Here is a 19,263-nt window from a genome sequence, read left to right as displayed (position 1 = left end):
GTGGCCCGCTGCGTATGCTTGAGCGGGCGGTTCCGGTCGCCGATGATCGCACTCAGGCGGGTGCGGTCGGCCGATCCAACGATGACACTGACGGTCTGGGCCATAGCCGGAGAATTCCACCGCAGCGGCCCGCTGTGAATCCTCCGTCTGGGTCAGTGCACTAGGAGTGTGCTACCGCACCAGACGCTCACCGCCCTACGGCGCTGACGCAGAAGGGCGCGCCCGGGGACTGTGCTAGCACTGCGCTAGGCACGTGCAGCCGACGCAGCACAGCATGCCTGCTTCTAAACTCTTGATCTTCTTGGGAGAAATGGTGCCCAGGGGCGGAATCGAACCACCGACACTGCGATTTTCAGTCGCATGCTCTACCAACTGAGCTACCTGGGCCCAAGCGGCCCCCGCATCGGGGGCGCGGCAGAGGGCCGGGGATGTAGCGGAAGCCCGGACGCCTGTCCACCCGTTCAACGGCCTTCCGTGTCATCTTCCTGTCGCTCAAGGTCGTCGCCCGGGATGACGTAGTCGCCGGCCAGCCAGCGGCCGAGATCGACCTGCCGGCAGCGGGCCGAGCAGAAGGGCCGGTGCGGCGCGGGCGGCTCCACCGGCTTGCCGCAGACGGGGCAGCGGGGAGCGGGCGGATTATCCGCCATGAGCGGCCTCCTCGATGGTCCAGTGCGACCATGGACGTGCGGGGTCCGGCCGAAGTTGCAGGGGCTGACCGATGGCCTCCCCCGCTTCGGCCAGAGCGCCGGTGAGCGCCTCCAACGCCGCCAGCACGGATGGCGCAGCGGCGAGGGCGAGGCGGCGGCCAGGGCGCGCGGCAGCCTCGCGCACTGCCTGGCGCAGGGCGGCGAGGCCAGGCGTGAGCGGCCCGGCCAGCACCTCGTGCAGCGGCGGGTGGATGCGCTGGCGCAGGATCTCGAACAGGCCGAGCGGGCCGAGGCCAAGCAACCGGGCCAACCGATCGGGCGCCAGGGCCCGCGCCAGGGGTTCGGAGAGGGCGGCGCGCCGCTTCACCGTCATTCCCGCCAGATCGAGCAGGATCGGGCCAGCGAGGTGCCGAAGGCGAATCTGCCGCCCCGCCTCCGCCACCGCCGCCTCGTTGACGCGGCGCTGCGCCTCCGGGTCGCGCGCGCCGGCGGCGCTTCCGGCATCGACATCGAGGGCCGTCAGCGCCGGCGTCGGGTGGATGAGGATGCGGCCACCGCCGGGGAGCAGTACCTCCGGGCCGGCGAGCGCGTCGAACTCGGCCTCCAGCGCCTCATCGAAGACCGGTCGGGGGGAGTAGGCGGCACGGAGACGGGCGGCGAGGGTGGCGCCATCGCTCACCAGTTCGGCAGCAGGATGGGCACGGGCGAGGCGGAGCGGGGCGTCCGGGCCGCGGGCCAGCAGCAGGGGCGCATTGCCTGGCGGGACGGCGGAAACACGGGCCTGTTCGGCGGGCGTCAGGCGGGCGGTGACGCGGGCGCCCTTGCCGCCCTGCGGGGCGCGGGTGACGCGGACAGGCAGGACCAGCCCCTCCTGCACCGAGCGGGCGATGGGCTGGCGGGCGGCGCTGGCCTCGGATTCGGGAAGGAAGCCGGTCTCGCCCCCGGCCAGCATCAGGAAGGCGCCAGCCATGGCAGGGGCGAGGGCAGTGACGCGGGCACGGTGCAGGTCGCCGACGCCATCGGGGCGAGCAGGGCGCTCGATCCAGGCCTCGTCCAACCGGTCGCCGCGCAGCAACGCGGTGCGGACTTCACCCGGGGAGACGGACACCAGGATCCTCACGGGCTCAGCCAGCCGACGCCCCGCAGCAGTTGCGCCGTCTCGAACAGCGGCAGGCCCACGACATTGGAATGCGATCCGGACAGGAAGCGGACGAAGACCTCGGCCCGGCCCTGGATGGCATAGCCGCCGGCCTTGCCGCGCCATTCCTCGCCGGCGACGTAATCCTCGATTTGCGCCTCGGTCAGCCGCTGGAAGGCGAGGATGGTGTCGACCAGCCGGGTGCGCAGCTTGCCATCCGGGCTGCGGAGGGCGACGCTGGTATAAACATGATGCCGCCGGCCAGAGAGCAGGGCGAGGAAGCGGCGCGCCTCGTCGGCATCGACAGGCTTGCCCAGGATGCGGCGGCCGACGCCGACCACGGTATCGGCGGCCAGCACCAGCGCCTCGGGCGCGCGGGCACCTGCGACCTCGGCCTTGGCGGCGGAGAGACGGGCAGCGAGCAGTCGCGGCAGCTCGGCCTTCAGCGGCGTTTCGTCGATATCCGTGGCCAGCACGCGGTCCGGGGCGATGCCGATCCGGGCCAGCAGCTCGAGCCGCCGCGGGCTGGCGGAGGCCAGCACCAGGGGCGGTTTGCCTGTGCTCAAAGGAATTACTTGAAGCGGAAGGTGATGCGGCCCTTGGTCAGGTCATAGGGCGTCATCTCGACATTCACCCGATCCCCGGCGAGGACGCGGATGCGGTTCTTGCGCATCTTCCCGCTGGTATGGGCCAGGACCATGTGCTCGTTGTCGAGTTTCACCCGGAACATCGCATTGGGCAGCAGCTCCTGTACGGTGCCGCTGAACTCGATCATGTCCTCTTTTGACATCAGGAACCTTCATGCTGAACGGCGTGCCGGGTCCGCGCCTGGTCCGGATCGGACGGCGTCGGGCCCTGGGGCACGCACTCGGGGGGTTGACTTCGCCTCGGCAAGATGATGGCCAGGGAAGGTGGGGTCAAGCTAGCCGGCGCGCAACGCTGAGGCCATGGGCTTGCAGCCCTTCCGCCTCGGCCAGTGCGACGGCAGCCGGGCCGATGGCGGCGAGGCCGGCCTCGCTCGCCTCCACCCATGTCGTGCGCTTCAGAAAGTCGAAGACCGAGAGGCCGGAAGCGAAGCGCGCCGTCCGCCCGGTCGGCAGGACGTGGTTCGGGCCGGCGACATAGTCGCCCAGCGCCTCCGGACACCAGCGGCCGAGGAAGGCGGCGCCGGCATGGCGGATGCCGGCGAACCAACCGCGCGGGTCGGGCAGCATCACCTGAAGATGTTCGGGCGCGAGGCGGTCGGTGATGGCCTGCGCCTCCGCCCAATCGCGCACCAGGATGGTGGCGCCGTGGCGCCGCCAGCTCTCGCCGGCGATGGCGCCGCGGGGCAGCGTCTCCAGCTCTGTCGCAACGGCGGCGGCGACCGCCTCGGCGAAACCCGCGTCGTCGGTGATCAGGATGGCCTGGGCGCTCTCGTCATGCTCGGCCTGGGCCAGCAGGTCGATGGCGACGAGGCGCGGGTCGTTCGACGCATCGGCGACCACCACCACCTCGGACGGCCCGGCGATGGAGTCGATCCCGACCCGGCCGAAGACCTGCCGCTTGGCCGCCGCCACATAGGCGTTGCCCGGCCCGACGATGCGGTCAACCGCGGCGATGGAGGTTGTGCCATGGGCCAGCGCCGCCACCGCCTGCGCACCGCCGATGCGGTAGATCTCGGTGACGCCCGCGCGCCGCGCCGCGGCCAGCACCAGCGGGTTGAGCTGTCCGCCTGGCGTCGGCACCACCATGGCGATGCGCGCGACGCCCGCGACGCGCGCCGGCAGCGCATTCATCAGCACGGAGGAGGGATAGGCCGCCTTGCCGCCCGGCACATAGAGGCCGACCGCATCCAGCGGCGTCCAGCGCATGCCGAGCGTGAGGCCGGCCGGGTCCGGCAGTTCGAGGTCCGCCGGGCGCTGGGCGGCGTGGAAACGCTCGATCCGCTCAGCAGCGAGGTCGAGGGCGGCGAGCAGCGCGGCCGGGATGCCGGCGGTCGCAGCATCGATCTCCTCGGCGGTGACGCGCAGCGCCCCGGCATCGATCGGCGCCCAGCCATCGAAGCGGGTGGTCAGCCGCAGCAGGGCGGCATCGTCCCCGGCCCGGACCTCGGCGATGATGCCGGCGACGGCGTCATCCACCTGCGCCGTGGTCTCGCGGGCCATGTCGAGCAGGGCGGCGAAGCCGGCCTCGAAGTCCGGCGCGCTGGTGTCGAGGCGCAGCATCAGGCGAGTGCCGCGCGGAAGCGGGCGATCCAGGCGCCGATCCGCTCCGGCATGGTCTTCAGCGCCGTGCGGTTGACGATAAGGCGGGAGGTGACATGGGCGATCACCTCCGTCTCGACCAGGCCGTTCGCCTTCAGCGTGCTGCCGGTCTGCACCAAGTCGACGATGACGCGGGCGAGGCCGAGCGAGGGCGCCAGCTCCATCGCCCCGTTCAGGTGGACGACCTCGGCCTGGATGCCGCGGGCGGCGTAATGGCGCCCGGCGACGTTGGGGTACTTGCTGGCGACCGCAATGCGCGACCACCGGCTCGGGTCGTCCTGGCCGGCGGTCACGGCAGGCTCGGCCACGCTGATACGGCACTTGCCGATGCCGAGGTCGAGCGGGGCGTAGATCTCCGGGTAGTCGAACTCCATCAGCACATCGGCGCCGCAGATGCCGATCTGGGCCGCGCCATGGGCGATGAAGGTGGCGACGTCGAAGGGCCGGACGCGGACCACGTCGAGGCTCGGGTCGCTGGTCTCGAAGCGCAGGCGCCGGCTGTCCTCATCCGTGTAATCCGCCGCGGGCTGGATGCCAGCACGCGCCAGCACCGGGCCGAGTTCTGCAAGGATGCGGCCCTTCGGCACGGCGAGGATGATGGGTGCGGCGCCGGCGGCCGTGGCGGGGTTGGAGTCGGGGATCGGAAGGTCCATGCAGCTCAGCCCGGAAGCCGCTCTATATCGGCCCCGACGGCGGCGAGTTTCTGTTCCACCCGCTCATAGCCGCGGTCGAGGTGATAGACGCGGTTGACGATGGTCTCCCCCTCCGCCGCCAGCCCGGCGAGGATGAGGGAGACGGAGGCACGCAGGTCGGTCGCCATCACCGGCGCGCCTGAGAGCTTCGGCACGCCGCGGACGATGGCCGAGGCGCCATGCGCGTTGATGCGGGCGCCCATGCGGTTCAGCTCCGGCACATGCATGAAGCGGTTCTCGAAGATCGTCTCGGTGATCATCGAGGCGCCCTCGGCGATGGCCATCAGCGCCATGAACTGCGCCTGCATGTCGGTGGCGAAGCCGGGGAAGGGCTCCGTCATCACATCGACCCCGTGCAGCCCGTTGAGGCGGGAGATGCGGAGCGCATCGCCCTCCGGCTCCACCGCGACGCCGGCCTCGCGCAGCGTGCGGGCGACCGAGCCGAGGTGCTCGGCCCGCGCGCCCTGGAGCAGGACGGAGCCGCCAGTGATGGCGGCGGCGCAGGCATAGGTGCCGGCCTCGATCCGGTCCGGCACGATGTCATGCGTGGCGCCGCCGAGGCTGCGGCGGCCCACCACATGCAGTCGGTCGGTGCCGATGCCCTCGATCTCGGCGCCCATGGCGACCAGGCAGCGGGCGAGATCCTCGATCTCCGGCTCGCGGGCGGCGTTGACCAGTTCCGTCTCGCCATCGGCAAGGCAGGCGGCCATCAGCAAGTTCTCGGTGGCGCCCACCGAGACGACGGGGAAGATGATGCGCGCGCCCTTGAGACCGTGCGGCGCCTCCGCCTCGATATAGCCGGCATCGAGGGTGATAGTGGCGCCCATCGCCTCCAACCCCTTGAGGTGCAGGTCCACCGGCCGGGTGCCGATGGAGCAGCCGCCGGGCAGCGAGACGCGGGCCTTGCCATGGCGGGCGACGATCGGGCCGAGGACGAGGACCGAAGCGCGCATCTTCCGCACCAGGTCATACGGCGCTTCGAGGCTGGTGGCCTCGCCGGCGATGGACAACGACCGGGCCTCGCGGTCATGCTCCACCGTCAGCCCGTGCTGGATCAGCAGGGCCCGCATGGTGGCGATGTCCGCCAGGTCGGGCGCATTGCGCAGCACCAGCGGGCCGCTGGCGAGCAGGCCGGCGGCCATCAGCGGCAGGGTGGCGTTCTTGGCGCCGCTGATCGGGATGCTGCCCTGGAGCGGCTGGCCGCCGCGGATGCGGATGCGGTCCATGATCGCGGCTATTCCTTACGATGTCGACAAAGGGAGGCCGCCTTGGTGCCCCGATTTGCCTGCCGGATTCTTACGGCAGTCCGCCGGATGGGGACCGGCCGTCTGGAAAACGGTCGGGGCGGGATACAAGGACTCTCCCGGCGATGCAATCGGGCATCGCCGGTCGGCGCCGTGCTTGCTCAGCCTCCCCTTCGCTCGAAGGCCCAGCGCAGGGTCCGTGCGACGCCGAGCGTGCCGGCGCGGACCAGCGGGCGGGCGCCGAACGGGCTTTCCATCCCATGCATTCGCTGCGCCCAGGCCGGCAGCAGGTCGATGCCGGCCTGCATGGTGATGGCTTGCAAGGGCTCCGCCGCCCGGCTCGGCGCCTTCTGGTTGAATAGAATCCGGGTGACCTCCGCGGTGCGGACGTCGTAGCGGAGCTGCGGCCGCATCGCCCGGAGCAGGCGCTGCGCCTCGGCCCGGCTGCGCGGCACGGGGTCGGCGCCGAGCGCCTCGGCGACTTGCGCCATCTCGGCGAAGTAGCGGTCCTGATCGGCGCCGGCCATGCGCGGCTCGGCATAGCGGACCCAGCCGGCGAGGAAGCTGGTCGCCTCGGTCACATGCACCCAGGCCAGCAGGTCCGGGTCGTTGGCGGCATAGGACCGGCCATCGGGCAGGCCCCCCCGCACCTGGTCGTGTATGCCGCGGACGCGGGCGATTACGGCCTCGGCCTCGGCGCGCCCACCATAAGTGGTCAGGGCGATGAAGCGGGCGGTGCGGCGCAGGCGGCCGAGCATGTCGGCGCGGAAATTCGAATGATCCCAGACGCCTGCCAGCACGCCGGGGTGCAGCATCTGCAACAAGAGGCCGGCGATGCCGCCTACCATCATCGAGGTCACGTCGCCATGCACCCGCCAGGCAACTGAGCGGGGGCCGAACAGCCCGTCGGGCTGGGGCACCACCGGCCGCTCGCCACGGGCACGGTCGTTGAATACGGCGACGACCTCGGCGGCGATGCGCTGCCGGATCGGCCGGGCAAGGCGCTCGGACAGCGAGAAGGGCAGGAGGCTGGCGGAACCGGCTGGCATATGGGGAACTTCACTTGCGCTGCCGGCTGTTATGGGTCTCATCCCGGTTTTGGTAAGGCGTGGCCGTGCCAAGCTGCCCACCGCACACCGATCGAGGGCCGATGCCGAGCCAGCAGACCGCCCCGGCCGGGGCCACCCGCCAGGGAAACCGCGCAACCTTGTCCGAGGGGCCGGTGGCGCGAGGCCTCGCCCTTGCCACCGCCCCACTCGCCATCGCGCTGGTCATCATGTTCGGCATCCAGCTGGCCGAGGCCTGGCTGACCGGCCTGCTCGGCCCGCATGCGCTGGCAGCACTCGGCTTCGTTATCCCCATCGTGATGACGGTGATGAGCTTCGGCATCGGCCTCGGCGCCGGGGCGACGGCGGTGGTCGCGCGGGCGCTCGGCGCCGGGGAGGCGGCCGGGCGGCTCTCGCTGCATGCGCTGCTGCTGGCGGCGGCCGTGGCGCTCAGCCTCGCCCTGCCCTGTTGGTTCGGCGCGGAGGAGCTGCTCCGCTGGCTTGGGGCCGAGGGCGAGACGCGGCAACTGGCGCTCGCCTATCTGCGGACCTGGCTGCTCGGGGCGCCACCGCTACTGACGGGGATGGTCGCGCTTGGCATCGTCAGGGCAGCGGGCGACATGGGCTTCGGCGGCTCGGCACTGGCCGGGGCTGGCATCCTCGGCTTCCTGCTCGACTGGCCGCTGGCCTTCGGCGTGCCGGGGGTCGTGCCGGGTCTCGGCCTGGCGGGGCTGGCGGCGGCGGCCGACCTGGCCTGGACGGCAATGCTGCTGGCCTCGCTATGGCGGCTGCGCCGGCTCGGCCTGCTCACGCTCGACGGGCCCCTGATGCACGGCTTCGTGGCCTCCACGCGGCGGGTGCTGCGGGTCGGGCTGCCGGCGGCGGGAACGAATGCGATCATCCCCGTCGCCAACGGTCTGTTCACCGCCATGCTGGCGGTGCAGGGGAGCGCGGCGGTGGCGGGGTTCGGCCTCGGCTCGCGGGTCGAGAGCCTGGCGATGACGGCACTTTTCGCCCTCTCCGCAGTGGCCAATCCCTTCGCCGCGCAGAATGCCGGGGCGGGGCGGCTGGACCGGCTGCAGGCGGGGATACGGGCCTCCATGGGCTTCTGCCTGGCCTATGGGCTGGCGGTGGCGCTGCCGCTGGTCGTGGCGGCGCCCTGGGTAGCGGCCGCATTCACCGGTGACCCCGCGGTGGAGGGCTCGACCACGCTCTACCTGCGCATCCTGCCCTGGGGATATGGGGCGATCGGGGCCATCGCCGTCGCCTGCGCCATCTTCAACGGGCTCGAGCGGCCGATGACGGCGGTGGCCATCTCCCTGGTGCGGACCTTCGTGCTCGGCGTGCCGATGGCTTGGCTGGGCGGCCGCATCGGAGGCGAGGCCGGGACCTTGGCCGGGCTGCTGATCGGCAATCTCGGTGCCGGCGCGCTGGCCGCGGCCTGGGTGCTGCGGGCGGGGACCCATGAGCCGGCCAGAGGGCGCATCCCCGCCACCACCTGACCCGGCTTGAAACCTTGGCGAGCGGGCGGCGGAACGGCGCAGACCACGCCATCGGGCCATGCTTTGATGGCTGCCGTCCGGGCGATAAGAACCGAGGAGACGAACCATGTCGACCGCCGCGCCAGCGCCTGAGGGAAGCCCCGCCGCCACGCAATGCCCGCCCTTCGACACAGCCCGGCTCGACCGGCTGCTGGCCGAGGCGGATGTCGATGCGGTGGTCACCACCTCCCGCCAGGCCTCGCAGTACATGCTCGGCGGCTACAGCTTCCCTTTCTTCGACCACCGCGACGCCATCGGCCTCAGCCGCTACCTGCCGGTGATGGTCTATGTGCCGGGCAAGCCCGAGCTCACCGCCTACATCGCCCACCGACTGGAGAAGCACGAGAAGCAGCTCGGCCGCTTCTGGACGCCGGTTGTCGAGACGGTCTCCGGCACCTCGACCGATGCGGTGGGTCATGCGGTGCGGCACCTCCAGCGGATCGGCATCCCGCTGCGGCGGATCGGCGTGGAGCTGGCCTTCCTGCCCTCCGATGCCGCCGCCGTGCTGCGCGACGGGCTGCCCAATGCGGCGCTGGTCGATGTGGCACAGCCATTGGAACGGCTCCGCGCGCGGAAGAGCCCGGCCGAACTGGCGCTGCTGCGTGAGGCCTCGGACCGCGTGGTGGCCTCGATGCTCGCAACCTTCGCCGCCTGTGAGCCAGGTGTCACCAAGGCGGATCTGGTGGAGCGACTCCGCCAGGAGGAGGTTCGCCGTCGCCTCACCTTCGAATACTGCCTGATCACGGCGGGCACCGGGCTGAACCGCGCCGCTTCCGATCAGAAAATCGTACCGGGCGACATCATCTCGCTTGATTCCGGCGGGCGCTACCGTGGCTATATCGGCGATCTCTGCCGCATGGGTGTGGTCGGCGAGCCGGATGCTGAGCTGGCCGAGCTGCTGGCCGAGGTCGAGGCCATTCAGCAGGCCGCCCGCCAGCGTGTGCGGGCCGGGGTGCCCGGCGGTGAAGTCCAGGCGGCGGGCGAGCGGGCGGCGGCGGCCTCGCCGCATGCGGAGCACATCGAATTCCTCGCCCATGGCATGGGGCTAGTGCAGCATGAGGCACCCTGGCTGACCGCGACCGGCCCCATCCCCTACCAGGCGCATGACGCGGAGCGGCCGCTCGAGGCCGATATGGTGCTCTCGGTCGAGACGACGCTGCTGCATCCCCGCCGCGGCTTCATCAAGCTGGAGGACACCATCGCCGTGACCGAGAGTGGCATCGAGCCGATGAGCGATGCCGGGCGCGGCTGGAACCGTACCGGGGGCTGAGCCCCGGCCTCAGCGTCCGGTCAGGCGGCCGGTCGGCGCATCGGGCGTGACGAGGCCGCCGCCCTCGAAGGCGCGGTCCGCCGGATCGGACGGCATGAGCGCGAGCTGCGACCCGCCGCCATAGTCGCCACCCCGCAACCCGCCGCCGGCATAGGCCCGGTCGGCCTCGGCGATGGCGCCGCCGCCATAGGCCGGCATGCCGAGCCGCGGCGCGATGTTGGCGACGTAGCGCATCGTCTCGTCCGGCAAGATGCGGGAGCCGGCAAGGAAATCCGTCACCCGGTCCGGCCCGGCATTGTAGGCGGCGAGGAAGGCCGGCGCGCCGAAGCGGTCATGCATCTCCCGCAAATAGGCGGCGCCAGCGAGGATGTTGTCGCGCGGCTCATAGGGGTCGGGGCCGAGCCCGTAGCGCGATCGCAGGATGTCGTAGGTCCGCGGCATCACCTGCATCAGCCCCATCGCCCCGACCGGGGAGGTGATCGGCAGCCCGTCCCCGCCGGTCAGCCGCCCGCCGCTCTCCTGGCGCATCACCTCGCGAATCCAGCGCTCGGGCAGGCCGAAGCGCCCCGAAGCCTCGCGAATATAGGGGCCCCAGGGGTCGTCCGGCGTTCCCGGCACGGCATAGGCCGGCGCCGCCAGGGATCGGTAACCCCGCGCCTCGGCCCGGGAGGCGGCGAGGTCGTAGCCGTAGTCGCCATTGCCGTCATAGCCGCGCCTGCCGTCCCAGACCGCGGCCTGCCGCCCGCCCGCGCAGCCGCCGAGCGCCAGCAGCAGGAGAAGCAGCGCCGCCCGCATGCCCATGGTCCCCATCCTTCCCCCTGGTACCGGAAGGATAGCCGCAAAACCGATGCCGGTGTGAGACGATGATGGCCGGGCGGATGCGGGCCTTCACCCCGGCGCCAGCGGCGAGCGCGCATAGGCCGCCAGCAGGTCGGCGGGGTCGCGGTAGAGCGCGATGCAGCCGGCCTCGCGCAGCACCGCTTCGGGGAAGCCGCCGCAGAGCAGGCCGACGCAGCGGAGCCCCGCCTTGCCGGCCGCTTCGGCGTCATAGGGGGAGTCGCCGACCACGATGGCCGCCTCGGCCGGCAGCGGCTTCAGCTTGGCAAGCGCGGCCTGGAAAATGTCGGGGGAGGGTTTGGAACTCTCGGCATCGTCGGCGCTGGTGGCGCCGTCGATCAGCTCGCCGATCTGGGCGATCTCCTTGTAGCGCTCCAGCTCCTCGCCCTTGGCGGAGCTGGCGAGGAGGATTCGCTGGCCCTCCCCACGCAGCCGCTCGAACAACGCCCGCACGCCGGGGAAGGCCCGCGCCCGGCCAATATAGTCCTGCATGAAGAGCTTGCTGCGGGCCTCGGCGATGGCCTCGCCCTCGCGCTCCACCACCTCCGGCGGGAGGAAAAAGGGCATGAGCTGGTCGCTGCCCTTGCCGATCTGGCCGCGGATCTCGGCCTCCGGCACCGCATGGCCGAAACGGCGGAAGGCCTCGGCCCAGGAGGCGGCATGGAAGTCGTTGGTGTCGACGAGCGTGCCGTCGACGTCGAAGATCACGGCCTTGGTCATCTGGTCCACCCCGTCTGCCTGGGGGCAACCCGGTGGCGGGTCCGCAAGTTCCCCCACCGCTGCCGGTCAGGTCCGGGGCAAGGTCACGCCCCGCTGGCCCTGATACTTGCCCTGGCGGTCGCGGTAGGAGGTCTCGCAGACCTCGTCGGACTCGAGGAACAGCACCTGGGCGACGCCCTCATTGGCATAGATCTTCGCTGGGAGATTCGTCGTGTTGGAGAATTCCAGCGTCACCTGCCCCTCCCATTCCGGCTCGAAGGGGGTGACGTTCACGATGATGCCGCAGCGGGCATAAGTCGATTTCGACAGGCAGATCGTCAGGACATTCCGCGGGATGCGGAAATACTCGACCGTCGCCGCGAGGGCGAAGGAGTTCGGCGGGATGATGCATTCGTCACCCTCGAAATCGACGAAGCTGCGCGGGTCGAAGTTCTTCGGGTCGACCATCGCCGAATAGACATTGGTGAAGATCTTGAAGTGACGCGAGCAGCGGATGTCGTAGCCATAGGAGGACAGGCCGTAGGAGATCACCCGGCGGCCCTCGACTTCGCGCACCTGGCCCGGCTCGAAAGGCTCGATCATCCCGTGGTTCTCGGACATCTGCCGGATCCAACGGTCGTTCTTGATGCTCATGCCCAATGGTCCCACGCAGAGGCGCCGCGATGGCGCGCCAGCCCGGCCCTGCTCGCCGGGAAGGCTGATTGAAGACCCTCCCTCTACCCGAAGGCGCCGGATCGGCGAAGGGCTCAGTCCGCCTTGTCCTCGGGCGCCGGGACGGGCTTCCCCTCGTCCTCCCGGCCGCGGGCCTGGGCCTTGCGGCGGCGGAGATTGGCGCGGAGGGCGGCCGCGAGGCGCGCCTCGCGCTCGGCGCGGGCGCGGTCGGCCGGGGTCTGCGGCGGGTCGGTCGGGGTCTGGGCCATGGCGGGCGAAAGGTGTCCGCCGCCCGCCATGCCGGTCAAGGGCCAAGCGACGGCCTTGCCGTTGCCGCCGGCGCGAGCTTGACCCGTCGCCAGACGGCGGCTTACAGCTTCATCATCTGCCGTGCGGGGATGGGCCTACAGCAAGCCGAGGGCGCGAAGCTCGGCGCGGAGGCGCTCCGGCATCGCCTCGGCCCCCTCGCCCTCCGCGCCGGCCAGCACATCGGGCGGCGCGACATCGGGGGCGAGGTAGCGCCAGCCCTGGAAGGGCTTCACCGGCCGGGCGGCGACCGGGATGAGTTCCGGGTCCAGCACCAGGCCGGCGCAGCGGGAGCCGTCGTCCCAGGTTTCTTCGGTGATGTCGACGATGCGCTGCCGCACCTGCACGAAGCCGGCGACCACCCAGAAGATGGAGCCGCCCTCGAGGATTTCGGCGGCACGCTTCGGCATCATCCGCGTCTGGTGGCGCAAGGGCGGCTCGGCCATCGCCCGTCGGGCCTGAATGGCGCGAAGCTGCCCCACATCCTTGGGGCCGACCGAGAGCTTGATGAGATGGAGCACGCCCCCGGATGTATCGCGCCGGGGGCGCTCCGCAATCCCCGTTATCGAGTCGTATCGAGCGCGGCGGTGCGGGCCGGGGTGCTGGTCATGCGCTGCTGCGGCTCCCTGCAGCCGGGGGCGACCGGGCGCCAGTCCATGGTCCGGCATTGCCGGCCACCGCGGCAATAGCCGACGACTTGGCCGCTGGTGTTCACCAGCGTGCTGACTGAGCAGGCATGAACAACCAGGGAGGGGTGAATCTTCAATTCCTCCCAGGTCACGCTCGGGCCGGACATGGAGACCTGACGCACCGCAGCGAGTTCGGCCTCGGCCTGGCGGTCAGCCTCGGACATGGCGCAGCCGGCAAGGACAAGCGCCGGCAACAGGAGCAGGAGACGCATCCTTCCTCATCCTCAAGCATCGGTGGATCGGGCCGGACCTTGGGCAACCCCTGGGCCGGTGCCCGATGCTTTAGCGGAAGCGCACTGTTGGATGTCGGAACTATACCGTGTTGTGACAAGCCTGTGTTCGCAATAAACGAACAGGGGAAATTTATCGGAATATTTCTACTCTTTGGATAATAGAGCGACCGCTCCGGCCAATGAGCGCAGCGGCTTCCCTGGCCCCAGGGCGAAGCATGCCGCCACATGGCCAAGGGCACATCGGCGAGGAGGATGACGCCAGGCATCAGCGCCCTCGAACGGCCTTCCCGCCGGCAGGTCAGTCTGAGACGGTGTTTTCCAACACTCCTACCTTCTCCACCTCCACCTCGATCCGGTCGCCGGGCACCAGCCAGCGCGGCGGGGTGCGGGTTGCGCCGCTGCCCTCGGGCGAGCCGGTGGCGACCACGTCGCCCGGCAGCAGCGGCGTCACCGCCGAGAGGTAGGCAATGATGGCGGGCACGCTGAAGAACATGCGGTCGAGGCCGGTACGCTGCACCTCGTCGCCATTGAGCCGCGTCACAAGGGTGAGCGAAGCCGGGTCGCCGACCTCGTCGGCCGTCACCAACCAGGGGCCGAAGCCGCCGGAGCGGATGAAATTCTTCCCGGCCCAAACGCTGTGCTTCTGGAAGTCCCGCACCGAGCCGTCATTCAGGCAGCTGTAGCCGAAGACATGCTCAAGCGCCCACTCCGGCGCGATGTTGGCCCCACCGCGGCCAACGATAAAGGCCAGCTCGCCTTCGTAGTCGAACTGCCGGGAGGCGGTAGGCGCCTGGAGCACCGCCTTGTGCGGCACCAGCGTTTCGGCCGGCTTCTGGAAGATGGCGGGGAATTCCGGGCCGCTGACCATGCCACCGGTCGGATGGACTTTCGGGTAGTTGGCGCCGACGCAGAAAATGCGGCGGGCGGCGGGGATCGGCTTCAGCCAGGTGATGCCGGCAAGCGTATGGCGCGGGCCGGCTGTGGCGAGCGCCGCTTGCGCTTCCGCCATGGCATCCGCCTCGATCAAGGAAAGCAGGGTCGGGAAGCGGCGGCCCAGCCGGGCGGTGAGGTCGACGACCGCATCGCCCTCCACAGCGCCATAGCGCGCCTCGCCGCCGATCGCGAAGCTGATGAGCTTCATTCGCCACCCCTCCCCTGGCCCATACCGCATCATCGGCGGCGGCCGACAGGGCCGCAAGCAGGGCTTCGGCACGGGTGCGATCAGGTCGTTGCGGCCCTACCGGGCTTGGGGCAAGCTTCCTCCACAGGCCCACAGAGGCCGGCAGGAGGAATTCAGGATGCGTTCAAGGGAGTCGCGCGCGTGACGCCGACCGACATCAGCAATCCCGACTATTTCCACAAGGTCGTCGATTGCCAGTGGGCCTGCCCGGCACATACGCCGGTGCCCGAATACATCCGGCTGATAGCGGCAGGCCGCTATTCCGATGCCTATATGGTCAACTGGCACTCCAACGTCTTCCCCGGCGTGCTCGGCCGCACCTGCGATCGCCCCTGCGAGCCGGCCTGCCGCCGCGGTCGGGTGGAAGAGGAGCCGGTAGCGATCTGCCGCCTCAAGCGCGTCGCCGCCGACAACAAGGAGGATGTGCTGGCGCGGATGCCGGCCATTCCCTCCGTCGGCAACGGCAAGCGCATCGCCTGCATCGGCGCCGGGCCGGCGAGCCTGACGGTCGCACGCGACCTCGCCCCGCTCGGCTACGAGGTCCATGTCTATGACGAGCAGGCGAAGGGTGGGGGCTTCATCCGCAGCCAGATCCCGCGCTTCCGCCTGCCGGAGAGCGTGATCGACGAGGAGGTTGGCTACATCACCGGCCGCGGCGGCGTCGTCACCCACTACAATCAACGGGTCGGCAGCCTCCGGGCGCTGCTCGGCGAGGGCTACGATGCCGTCTTCGTCGGCGCCGGCGCGCCGCGCGGGCGCGACCTCGACGTGCCGGGCCGGCGCGAGGCCGCGGCGAACATCCATATCGGCATCGACTGGCTTTCCTCCGTCTCCTTCGGCCATATCGAGAAGGTCGGCCGGCGCGTGATCGTCCTCGGCGGCGGCAACACGGCGATGGATTGCTGCCGCTCCGCCCGCCGCCTCGGCGGCGAGCAGGTTACGGTCGTCGTCCGCTCCGGCTTCGAGGAGATGAAGGCGAGCCCCTGGGAGAAGGAGGATGCGCTGAAGGAGGGCATCCCCATCCGCAACTTCCTGGTGCCGAAGCAGGTGCTGCACGAGGACGGCCGCCTCACCGGCATGGTCTTCGAAGCGGTGAAGGCCGAGCGCGACGCCAAGGGCCGCCGCCAGCTCGTCCCCTCCGGCGAGCCGGATGTGGTGATCGAGGCGAATGACGTGCTGGTCGCCATCGGCCAGGAGAATGCCTTCCCTTGGATTGAGGGCGATCTCGGCATCGAGTTCGATCGGTGGGGCCTGCCGAAGCTTGATGAGGCGACGCTGCAATCGACGCTCCCGCAGGTCTTCTTCGGCGGCGACGCGGCCTTCGGGCCGAAGAACATCATCTGGGCCGTGGCGCATGGCCACCAGGCCGCCGTCTCCATCGACCTCTTCTGCCGCGGCGAGGACGTGTCGCAGCGGCCGCCGCCGGATGTGGTGATGTCCAGCCAGAAGATGGGCATCCACGAATGGAGCTATGACAGCGCGGTCTCGCTCGACCTGCGCTTCAAGGTGCCCCATGCCGAGAACGAGGTGGCGCTGCGCGACATCAAGACCGAAGTGGAGCTCGGCTATGACCGAGAGCTGGCCTTCAAGGAGGCGCAGCGCTGCCTCAACTGCGATGTGCAGACTGTCTTCAGTGCCAAGCTCTGCATCGAATGCGATGCCTGCGTCGACATCTGCCCAGTGGACTGCATCACCTTTACCGAGGATGGCGAGGAGATGGAGCTGCGCGACCGGCTGAAGATGCCGGCGCATAACCTGGAGCAGGCGATCTATGTCGCGGATGGGCTGAAAACCGGCCGTGTGATGGCCAAGGACGAGGATGTCTGCCTGCATTGCGGCATGTGCGCCGAGCGCTGCCCGACCGGCGCCTGGGACATGCAGAAATTCCTCCTCGAGAGCGCGAAGCCCAAGGCTGAAAGGGTGCATGCATGCGCGATCCGGTGACTGCGGTTAACGACTTCGTCGTCAAATTCGCCAATGTGAACGGCTCGGGCTCTGCCAGCGCCAACCAGCTTTTCGCCAAGGCGATCCTGCGCATGGGCATCCCCATCGCGTCCCGCAACATCTTCCCGAGCAACATCCAGGGCTTGCCGACCTGGTTCGAGGTACGTGTCTCGGGCGAGGGCCATCTCGGGCGGCGCGGCGGCGTCGACCTCATGGTGGCGATGAACCCGCAGACCTGGGAGCGCGACGTCGCCGAGATCGATCCGGGCGGGTACCTCTTCTACGACAGCACGCGGCCGATGCCGCAGAGCCGCTTCCGCGAGGACATCCACGTCATCGGCGTGCCGCTGACCGAGATGTGCAACGCCGCCTATACCGAGGCGCGGCAGCGGCAGCTGCTGAAGAACATCATGTATGTCGGCGCGCTCTCCGCGCTGTTGCAAATCGACCCGGCAGTGGTGGAAACGCTGCTGTCCGAGCAGTACAAGGGCAAGGAGAAGCTCGCCAAGCCGAACCGCGACGCCTTCGAGATGGGCCGCGACTGGGCGCTGGCGAATCTCCCCTGCCCCATCGGCCTGACGCTGGAACGCGCCGACAAGGTCGGCGACCGCATCTATGTGGATGGCAACAGCGCCGCCGGGCTCGGCGCCGTCTATGGCGGGGCGACGGTCTGCGCCTGGTATCCCATCACCCCTTCAACCTCGCTGGCCGAGGGGTTCGAGCGCTACGCGAAGAAATTCCGCACCGACCCGGATGGCCGTAAGCGCTACGCCATCGTTCAGGCGGAGGACGAGCTGGCCTCCATCGGCGTCGTCATCGGCGCCGCCTGGAACGGGGCGCGGGCCTTCACCGCAACCTCGGGCCCGGGCATCTCGCTGATGCAGGAGTTCGTCGGCCTCTCCTATTTCGCCGAGATCCCCTCCGTAATCTTCGACGTGCAGCGGGCCGGTCCCAGTACGGGCATGCCGACCCGCACCCAACAGTCGGACGTGCTTGCCGCGGCCTATGCCAGCCATGGCGACACCAAGCACATCGTCCTCTTCCCCGAGGACCCGCATGAGTGCTTCGCCTTCGGCGCCGATGCCTTCGACCTCGCCGACCGGCTGCAGCAGCCGGTCTTCGTGCTGCTCGACCTTGACATCGGCATGAATGACTGGCTCTGCGAGCCCTTTGCCTGGGACGACAGCCGGCGGATGGACCGCGGCAAGGTGATGACGGCGGAGGAGCTGGAGGCCGGGCGCGTCTTCGGCCGCTACCTCGACGCCGACGGCGACGGCATCCCCTACCGCACCTATCCGGGGACGCACCCGAGCAAGGGCGCCTTCTTCACCCGGGGCACCTCGCGCGACCGCTTCGCCAAGTACACCGAGGTCGGCGCCGCCTATGTCGACAACATGCAGCGCCTGCTGCAGAAATTCGAGACGGCAAAGTCCCTCGTGCCGCACCCCGTGCTGCGCCAGGCGAAGGAGCCGACGCGCACCGGCGTGATCTACTACGGCAGCTCCTCCGCAGCCATGAAGGAGGCGCTGGCGGCGCTGGAGGCGGAGGGCATCCATGTCGATGCGCTGCGCATCCGCGCCTTCCCCTTCCACCAGGATGTGGAGGCATTCGTCGCCGCCCACGACCAGGTCTTCGTCGTCGAGCAGAACCGCGATGCCCAGCTGCGGACCCTGCTGATGAACGAGTGCAGCATCGCCCCCCAGCAGCTCATCCCCGTGCTGCACTATGACGGGACGCCGATCACCGCGCGCTTCATCCGCGCCGCCATCGGCGACAAGGTGCTGGCCCAGATTCTTCCCTTCGCCGGAGCAGCCGCGGAATGAGCTTCCTCCCCAAACCCAAGCTGCACCACCCGAAGCTGCCGACCAACGCGCTCGGGTACACCCGGCGCGACTACGAGGGGGCGATCAGCACCCTCTGCGCCGGCTGCGGGCATGACAGCATCAGCGCCGCCATCATCCAGGCCTGCTTCGAGCTCGACATCGAGCCGCATCGCGTCGCCAAGATGTCCGGCATCGGCTGCTCGTCCAAGACGCCGGACTACTTCCTCGGCGCCTCGCACGGCTTCAACTCCGTCCATGGCCGGATGCCGAGCGTGCTCACGGGCGCCAACCTCGCCAACCGGGAGCTGCTCTATCTCGGCGTCTCGGGCGACGGCGACAGCGCCTCAATCGGCTTCGGCCAGTTCGCCCACAGCATCCGCCGCGGCGTGAACATGACCTATATCGTCGAGAACAACGGCGTCTACGGCCTCACCAAGGGCCAGTTCTCGGCGACTTCCGACAAGGGCTCCAAGGCGAAGAAGGGCACGGTCAATACCGACGAGGCGATCGACCTCATCGGCATCGCCCTCCAGCTCGGCGCCACCTATGTCGCCCGCAGCTTCTCGGGCGACAAGGACCAGCTCGTGCCCCTGATCAAGGGCGCGATGCGGCATGACGGGCCAGCCTTCATCGACTGCATCAGCCCCTGCGTCGCCTTCAACAACCACGAGGGCTCGACCAAGAGCTACGACTTCGTCCGAGAGCACAACGAGGCAATGAACCGGCTCGACGTCATCACCGGCCGCGCGCCGATCACCGCCGACTATGCGCCAGGCGAGGTGCGCGAGGTGGAGCAGCATGACGGCTCCATCCTCCGCCTCCGCAAGCTCCATGCGGAGTACGACCCGACCGACCGCGTCGCCGCGATGAACCACCTGCATGAGCGGAAGGCGGCGGGCGAGATCGTCACCGGCCTGCTCTTCATCGACCCCGATCCGCGCGACCTGCATGCCAATCTCGGCACGGTCGCCAGGCCGCTCAATCGGCTCGGCGATGCGGCGCTGGTGCCGGGTGCGGCGGCGCTCGAGGCGATTAACGCGGGCCTGCGATAGGCGC

General features: G+C 69.9%; 20 protein-coding genes and 1 tRNA gene. 5 read left to right on the top strand and 16 right to left on the bottom strand.

Annotation, left to right across the window (positions count from 1 at the left end; translation table 11 throughout):
- Positions 1–311: 311 nt before the first annotated feature.
- From EP26_RS06010 to EP26_RS05970, 9 genes are all read right to left on the bottom strand, one after another.
- Positions 312–387 (bottom strand) — tRNA-Phe (locus EP26_RS06010).
- A gap of 74 nt (positions 388–461) precedes the next feature.
- On the bottom strand, positions 462–647 hold the full coding sequence (locus EP26_RS06005; RefSeq protein WP_043336863.1) for a DNA gyrase inhibitor YacG: 186 nt from the start codon (positions 645–647) through the stop codon (positions 462–464).
- Positions 637–1,755, bottom strand: a complete 1,119-nt coding sequence (locus EP26_RS06000) for a ribonuclease E/G (RefSeq protein WP_245624302.1) — start codon at positions 1,753–1,755, stop codon at positions 637–639. Before EP26_RS06000 ends, EP26_RS06005 begins: the two co-directional genes overlap by 11 nt.
- An 8-nt stretch (positions 1,756–1,763) precedes the next feature.
- Positions 1,764–2,330, bottom strand: a complete 567-nt coding sequence (locus EP26_RS05995) for a Maf family protein (RefSeq protein ID WP_342669090.1) — start codon at positions 2,328–2,330, stop codon at positions 1,764–1,766.
- A gap of 26 nt (positions 2,331–2,356) precedes the next feature.
- Positions 2,357–2,575 carry a translation initiation factor IF-1 gene (infA, locus tag EP26_RS05990; protein ID WP_043336856.1) on the bottom strand — a complete coding sequence of 73 codons (219 nt, stop codon included), beginning with the start codon at positions 2,573–2,575 and terminating at the stop codon, positions 2,357–2,359.
- 127 nt (positions 2,576–2,702) lie between these two features.
- Positions 2,703–3,992, bottom strand: coding sequence for a histidinol dehydrogenase (gene hisD, locus EP26_RS05985; RefSeq protein ID WP_043336852.1), 1,290 nt, complete (start codon positions 3,990–3,992; stop codon positions 2,703–2,705).
- Positions 3,992–4,684, bottom strand: coding sequence for an ATP phosphoribosyltransferase (gene hisG / locus EP26_RS05980; protein WP_043336850.1), 693 nt, complete (start codon positions 4,682–4,684; stop codon positions 3,992–3,994). Before hisG ends, hisD begins: the two co-directional genes overlap by 1 nt.
- A gap of 5 nt (positions 4,685–4,689) precedes the next feature.
- On the bottom strand, positions 4,690–5,949 hold the full coding sequence (gene murA, locus EP26_RS05975) for a UDP-N-acetylglucosamine 1-carboxyvinyltransferase (protein ID WP_043336849.1): 1,260 nt from the start codon (positions 5,947–5,949) through the stop codon (positions 4,690–4,692).
- Positions 5,950–6,128: 179 nt separating this feature from the next.
- The gene (locus tag EP26_RS05970; protein WP_043336846.1) at positions 6,129–7,016 is read right to left on the bottom strand and encodes an oxygenase MpaB family protein; all 888 of its coding nucleotides are present in this window, start codon (positions 7,014–7,016) and stop codon (positions 6,129–6,131) included.
- Between the two features lie 101 nt (positions 7,017–7,117).
- Between EP26_RS05970 and EP26_RS05965 the strand changes: the two genes are divergently transcribed.
- Both EP26_RS05965 and EP26_RS05960 read left to right on the top strand, forming a co-directional pair.
- Positions 7,118–8,515 (top strand): MATE family efflux transporter, encoded by a 1,398-nt coding sequence (locus tag EP26_RS05965; protein ID WP_084112351.1) that lies wholly within the window; start codon positions 7,118–7,120, stop codon positions 8,513–8,515.
- Between the two features lie 106 nt (positions 8,516–8,621).
- Positions 8,622–9,824: a M24 family metallopeptidase gene (locus tag EP26_RS05960; RefSeq protein WP_043336842.1), complete on the top strand. Its 1,203-nt coding sequence runs from the start codon at positions 8,622–8,624 to the stop codon at positions 9,822–9,824.
- A gap of 9 nt (positions 9,825–9,833) precedes the next feature.
- Here the strand turns inward: EP26_RS05960 and EP26_RS38570 are convergent, their stop codons facing one another.
- From EP26_RS38570 to EP26_RS05925, 7 genes are all read right to left on the bottom strand, one after another.
- Positions 9,834–10,625: a lytic transglycosylase domain-containing protein gene (locus tag EP26_RS38570; RefSeq protein ID WP_052388852.1), complete on the bottom strand. Its 792-nt coding sequence runs from the start codon at positions 10,623–10,625 to the stop codon at positions 9,834–9,836.
- A gap of 87 nt (positions 10,626–10,712) precedes the next feature.
- A complete protein-coding gene (locus EP26_RS05950) occupies positions 10,713–11,381 on the bottom strand; it encodes an HAD family hydrolase (protein ID WP_043336972.1) in 669 nt (222 codons plus the stop codon).
- Between the two features lie 66 nt (positions 11,382–11,447).
- On the bottom strand, positions 11,448–12,014 hold the full coding sequence (gene dcd / locus EP26_RS05945; RefSeq protein ID WP_043336839.1) for a dCTP deaminase: 567 nt from the start codon (positions 12,012–12,014) through the stop codon (positions 11,448–11,450).
- Between the two features lie 113 nt (positions 12,015–12,127).
- Positions 12,128–12,301: a hypothetical protein gene (locus tag EP26_RS36180; protein WP_169747363.1), complete on the bottom strand. Its 174-nt coding sequence runs from the start codon at positions 12,299–12,301 to the stop codon at positions 12,128–12,130.
- Positions 12,302–12,436: 135 nt separating this feature from the next.
- The gene (locus tag EP26_RS05935) at positions 12,437–12,859 is read right to left on the bottom strand and encodes a DUF1489 family protein (protein WP_043336836.1); all 423 of its coding nucleotides are present in this window, start codon (positions 12,857–12,859) and stop codon (positions 12,437–12,439) included.
- Positions 12,860–12,900: 41 nt separating this feature from the next.
- Positions 12,901–13,239 carry a hypothetical protein gene (locus tag EP26_RS05930; protein ID WP_043336833.1) on the bottom strand — a complete coding sequence of 113 codons (339 nt, stop codon included), beginning with the start codon at positions 13,237–13,239 and terminating at the stop codon, positions 12,901–12,903.
- 319 nt (positions 13,240–13,558) lie between these two features.
- Complete coding sequence (locus EP26_RS05925) at positions 13,559–14,401, bottom strand: fumarylacetoacetate hydrolase family protein (RefSeq protein WP_043336831.1); 843 nt, start codon at positions 14,399–14,401, stop codon at positions 13,559–13,561.
- A 180-nt stretch (positions 14,402–14,581) separates the two neighbouring features.
- Here EP26_RS05925 and EP26_RS05920 point away from each other — a divergent pair, with 180 nt between their 5' ends.
- From EP26_RS05920 to EP26_RS05910, 3 genes are read left to right on the top strand one after another with little or no spacing between them, the layout of a single operon-like run.
- Entirely contained in the window at positions 14,582–16,384 is a 1,803-nt protein-coding gene (locus EP26_RS05920) for an FAD-dependent oxidoreductase (protein ID WP_043336829.1), read from the top strand.
- A complete protein-coding gene (locus EP26_RS05915; protein ID WP_043336826.1) occupies positions 16,369–18,207 on the top strand; it encodes a 2-oxoacid:acceptor oxidoreductase subunit alpha in 1,839 nt (612 codons plus the stop codon). The genes EP26_RS05920 and EP26_RS05915 overlap by 16 nt, the downstream gene beginning before the upstream one ends.
- Positions 18,204–19,259 (top strand): 2-oxoacid:ferredoxin oxidoreductase subunit beta, encoded by a 1,056-nt coding sequence (locus tag EP26_RS05910; protein ID WP_043336823.1) that lies wholly within the window; start codon positions 18,204–18,206, stop codon positions 19,257–19,259. Before EP26_RS05915 ends, EP26_RS05910 begins: the two co-directional genes overlap by 4 nt.
- Positions 19,260–19,263 lie beyond the last annotated feature (4 nt).

It is taken from the genome of Belnapia moabensis DSM 16746 (assembly GCF_000745835.1).
GTDB classification, from domain to species: domain Bacteria; phylum Pseudomonadota; class Alphaproteobacteria; order Acetobacterales; family Acetobacteraceae; genus Belnapia; species Belnapia moabensis.
Note: the sequence above shows the minus strand (reverse complement) of the source record. Positions and strands in the feature narration are given on the sequence as shown.

Coding starts and splice junctions, on each gene's coding strand:
- EP26_RS06005 (WP_043336863.1), bottom strand. CDS start 647: ATGGCGGATAATCCGCCCGCTCCCCGCTGCCCCGTCTGCGGCAAGCCG.
- infA (WP_043336856.1), bottom strand. CDS start 2,575: ATGTCAAAAGAGGACATGATCGAGTTCAGCGGCACCGTACAGGAGCTG.
- hisD (WP_043336852.1), bottom strand. CDS start 3,992: ATGCTGCGCCTCGACACCAGCGCGCCGGACTTCGAGGCCGGCTTCGCC.
- hisG (WP_043336850.1), bottom strand. CDS start 4,684: ATGGACCTTCCGATCCCCGACTCCAACCCCGCCACGGCCGCCGGCGCC.
- murA (WP_043336849.1), bottom strand. CDS start 5,949: ATGGACCGCATCCGCATCCGCGGCGGCCAGCCGCTCCAGGGCAGCATC.
- EP26_RS05970 (WP_043336846.1), bottom strand. CDS start 7,016: ATGCCAGCCGGTTCCGCCAGCCTCCTGCCCTTCTCGCTGTCCGAGCGC.
- EP26_RS05965 (WP_084112351.1), top strand. CDS start 7,118: ATGCCGAGCCAGCAGACCGCCCCGGCCGGGGCCACCCGCCAGGGAAAC.
- EP26_RS05960 (WP_043336842.1), top strand. CDS start 8,622: ATGTCGACCGCCGCGCCAGCGCCTGAGGGAAGCCCCGCCGCCACGCAA.
- EP26_RS38570 (WP_052388852.1), bottom strand. CDS start 10,625: ATGGGCATGCGGGCGGCGCTGCTTCTCCTGCTGCTGGCGCTCGGCGGC.
- EP26_RS05950 (WP_043336972.1), bottom strand. CDS start 11,381: ATGACCAAGGCCGTGATCTTCGACGTCGACGGCACGCTCGTCGACACC.
- dcd (WP_043336839.1), bottom strand. CDS start 12,014: ATGAGCATCAAGAACGACCGTTGGATCCGGCAGATGTCCGAGAACCAC.
- EP26_RS36180 (WP_169747363.1), bottom strand. CDS start 12,301: ATGGCCCAGACCCCGACCGACCCGCCGCAGACCCCGGCCGACCGCGCC.
- EP26_RS05930 (WP_043336833.1), bottom strand. CDS start 13,239: ATGCGTCTCCTGCTCCTGTTGCCGGCGCTTGTCCTTGCCGGCTGCGCC.
- EP26_RS05925 (WP_043336831.1), bottom strand. CDS start 14,401: ATGAAGCTCATCAGCTTCGCGATCGGCGGCGAGGCGCGCTATGGCGCT.
- EP26_RS05915 (WP_043336826.1), top strand. CDS start 16,369: ATGCGCGATCCGGTGACTGCGGTTAACGACTTCGTCGTCAAATTCGCC.
- EP26_RS05910 (WP_043336823.1), top strand. CDS start 18,204: ATGAGCTTCCTCCCCAAACCCAAGCTGCACCACCCGAAGCTGCCGACC.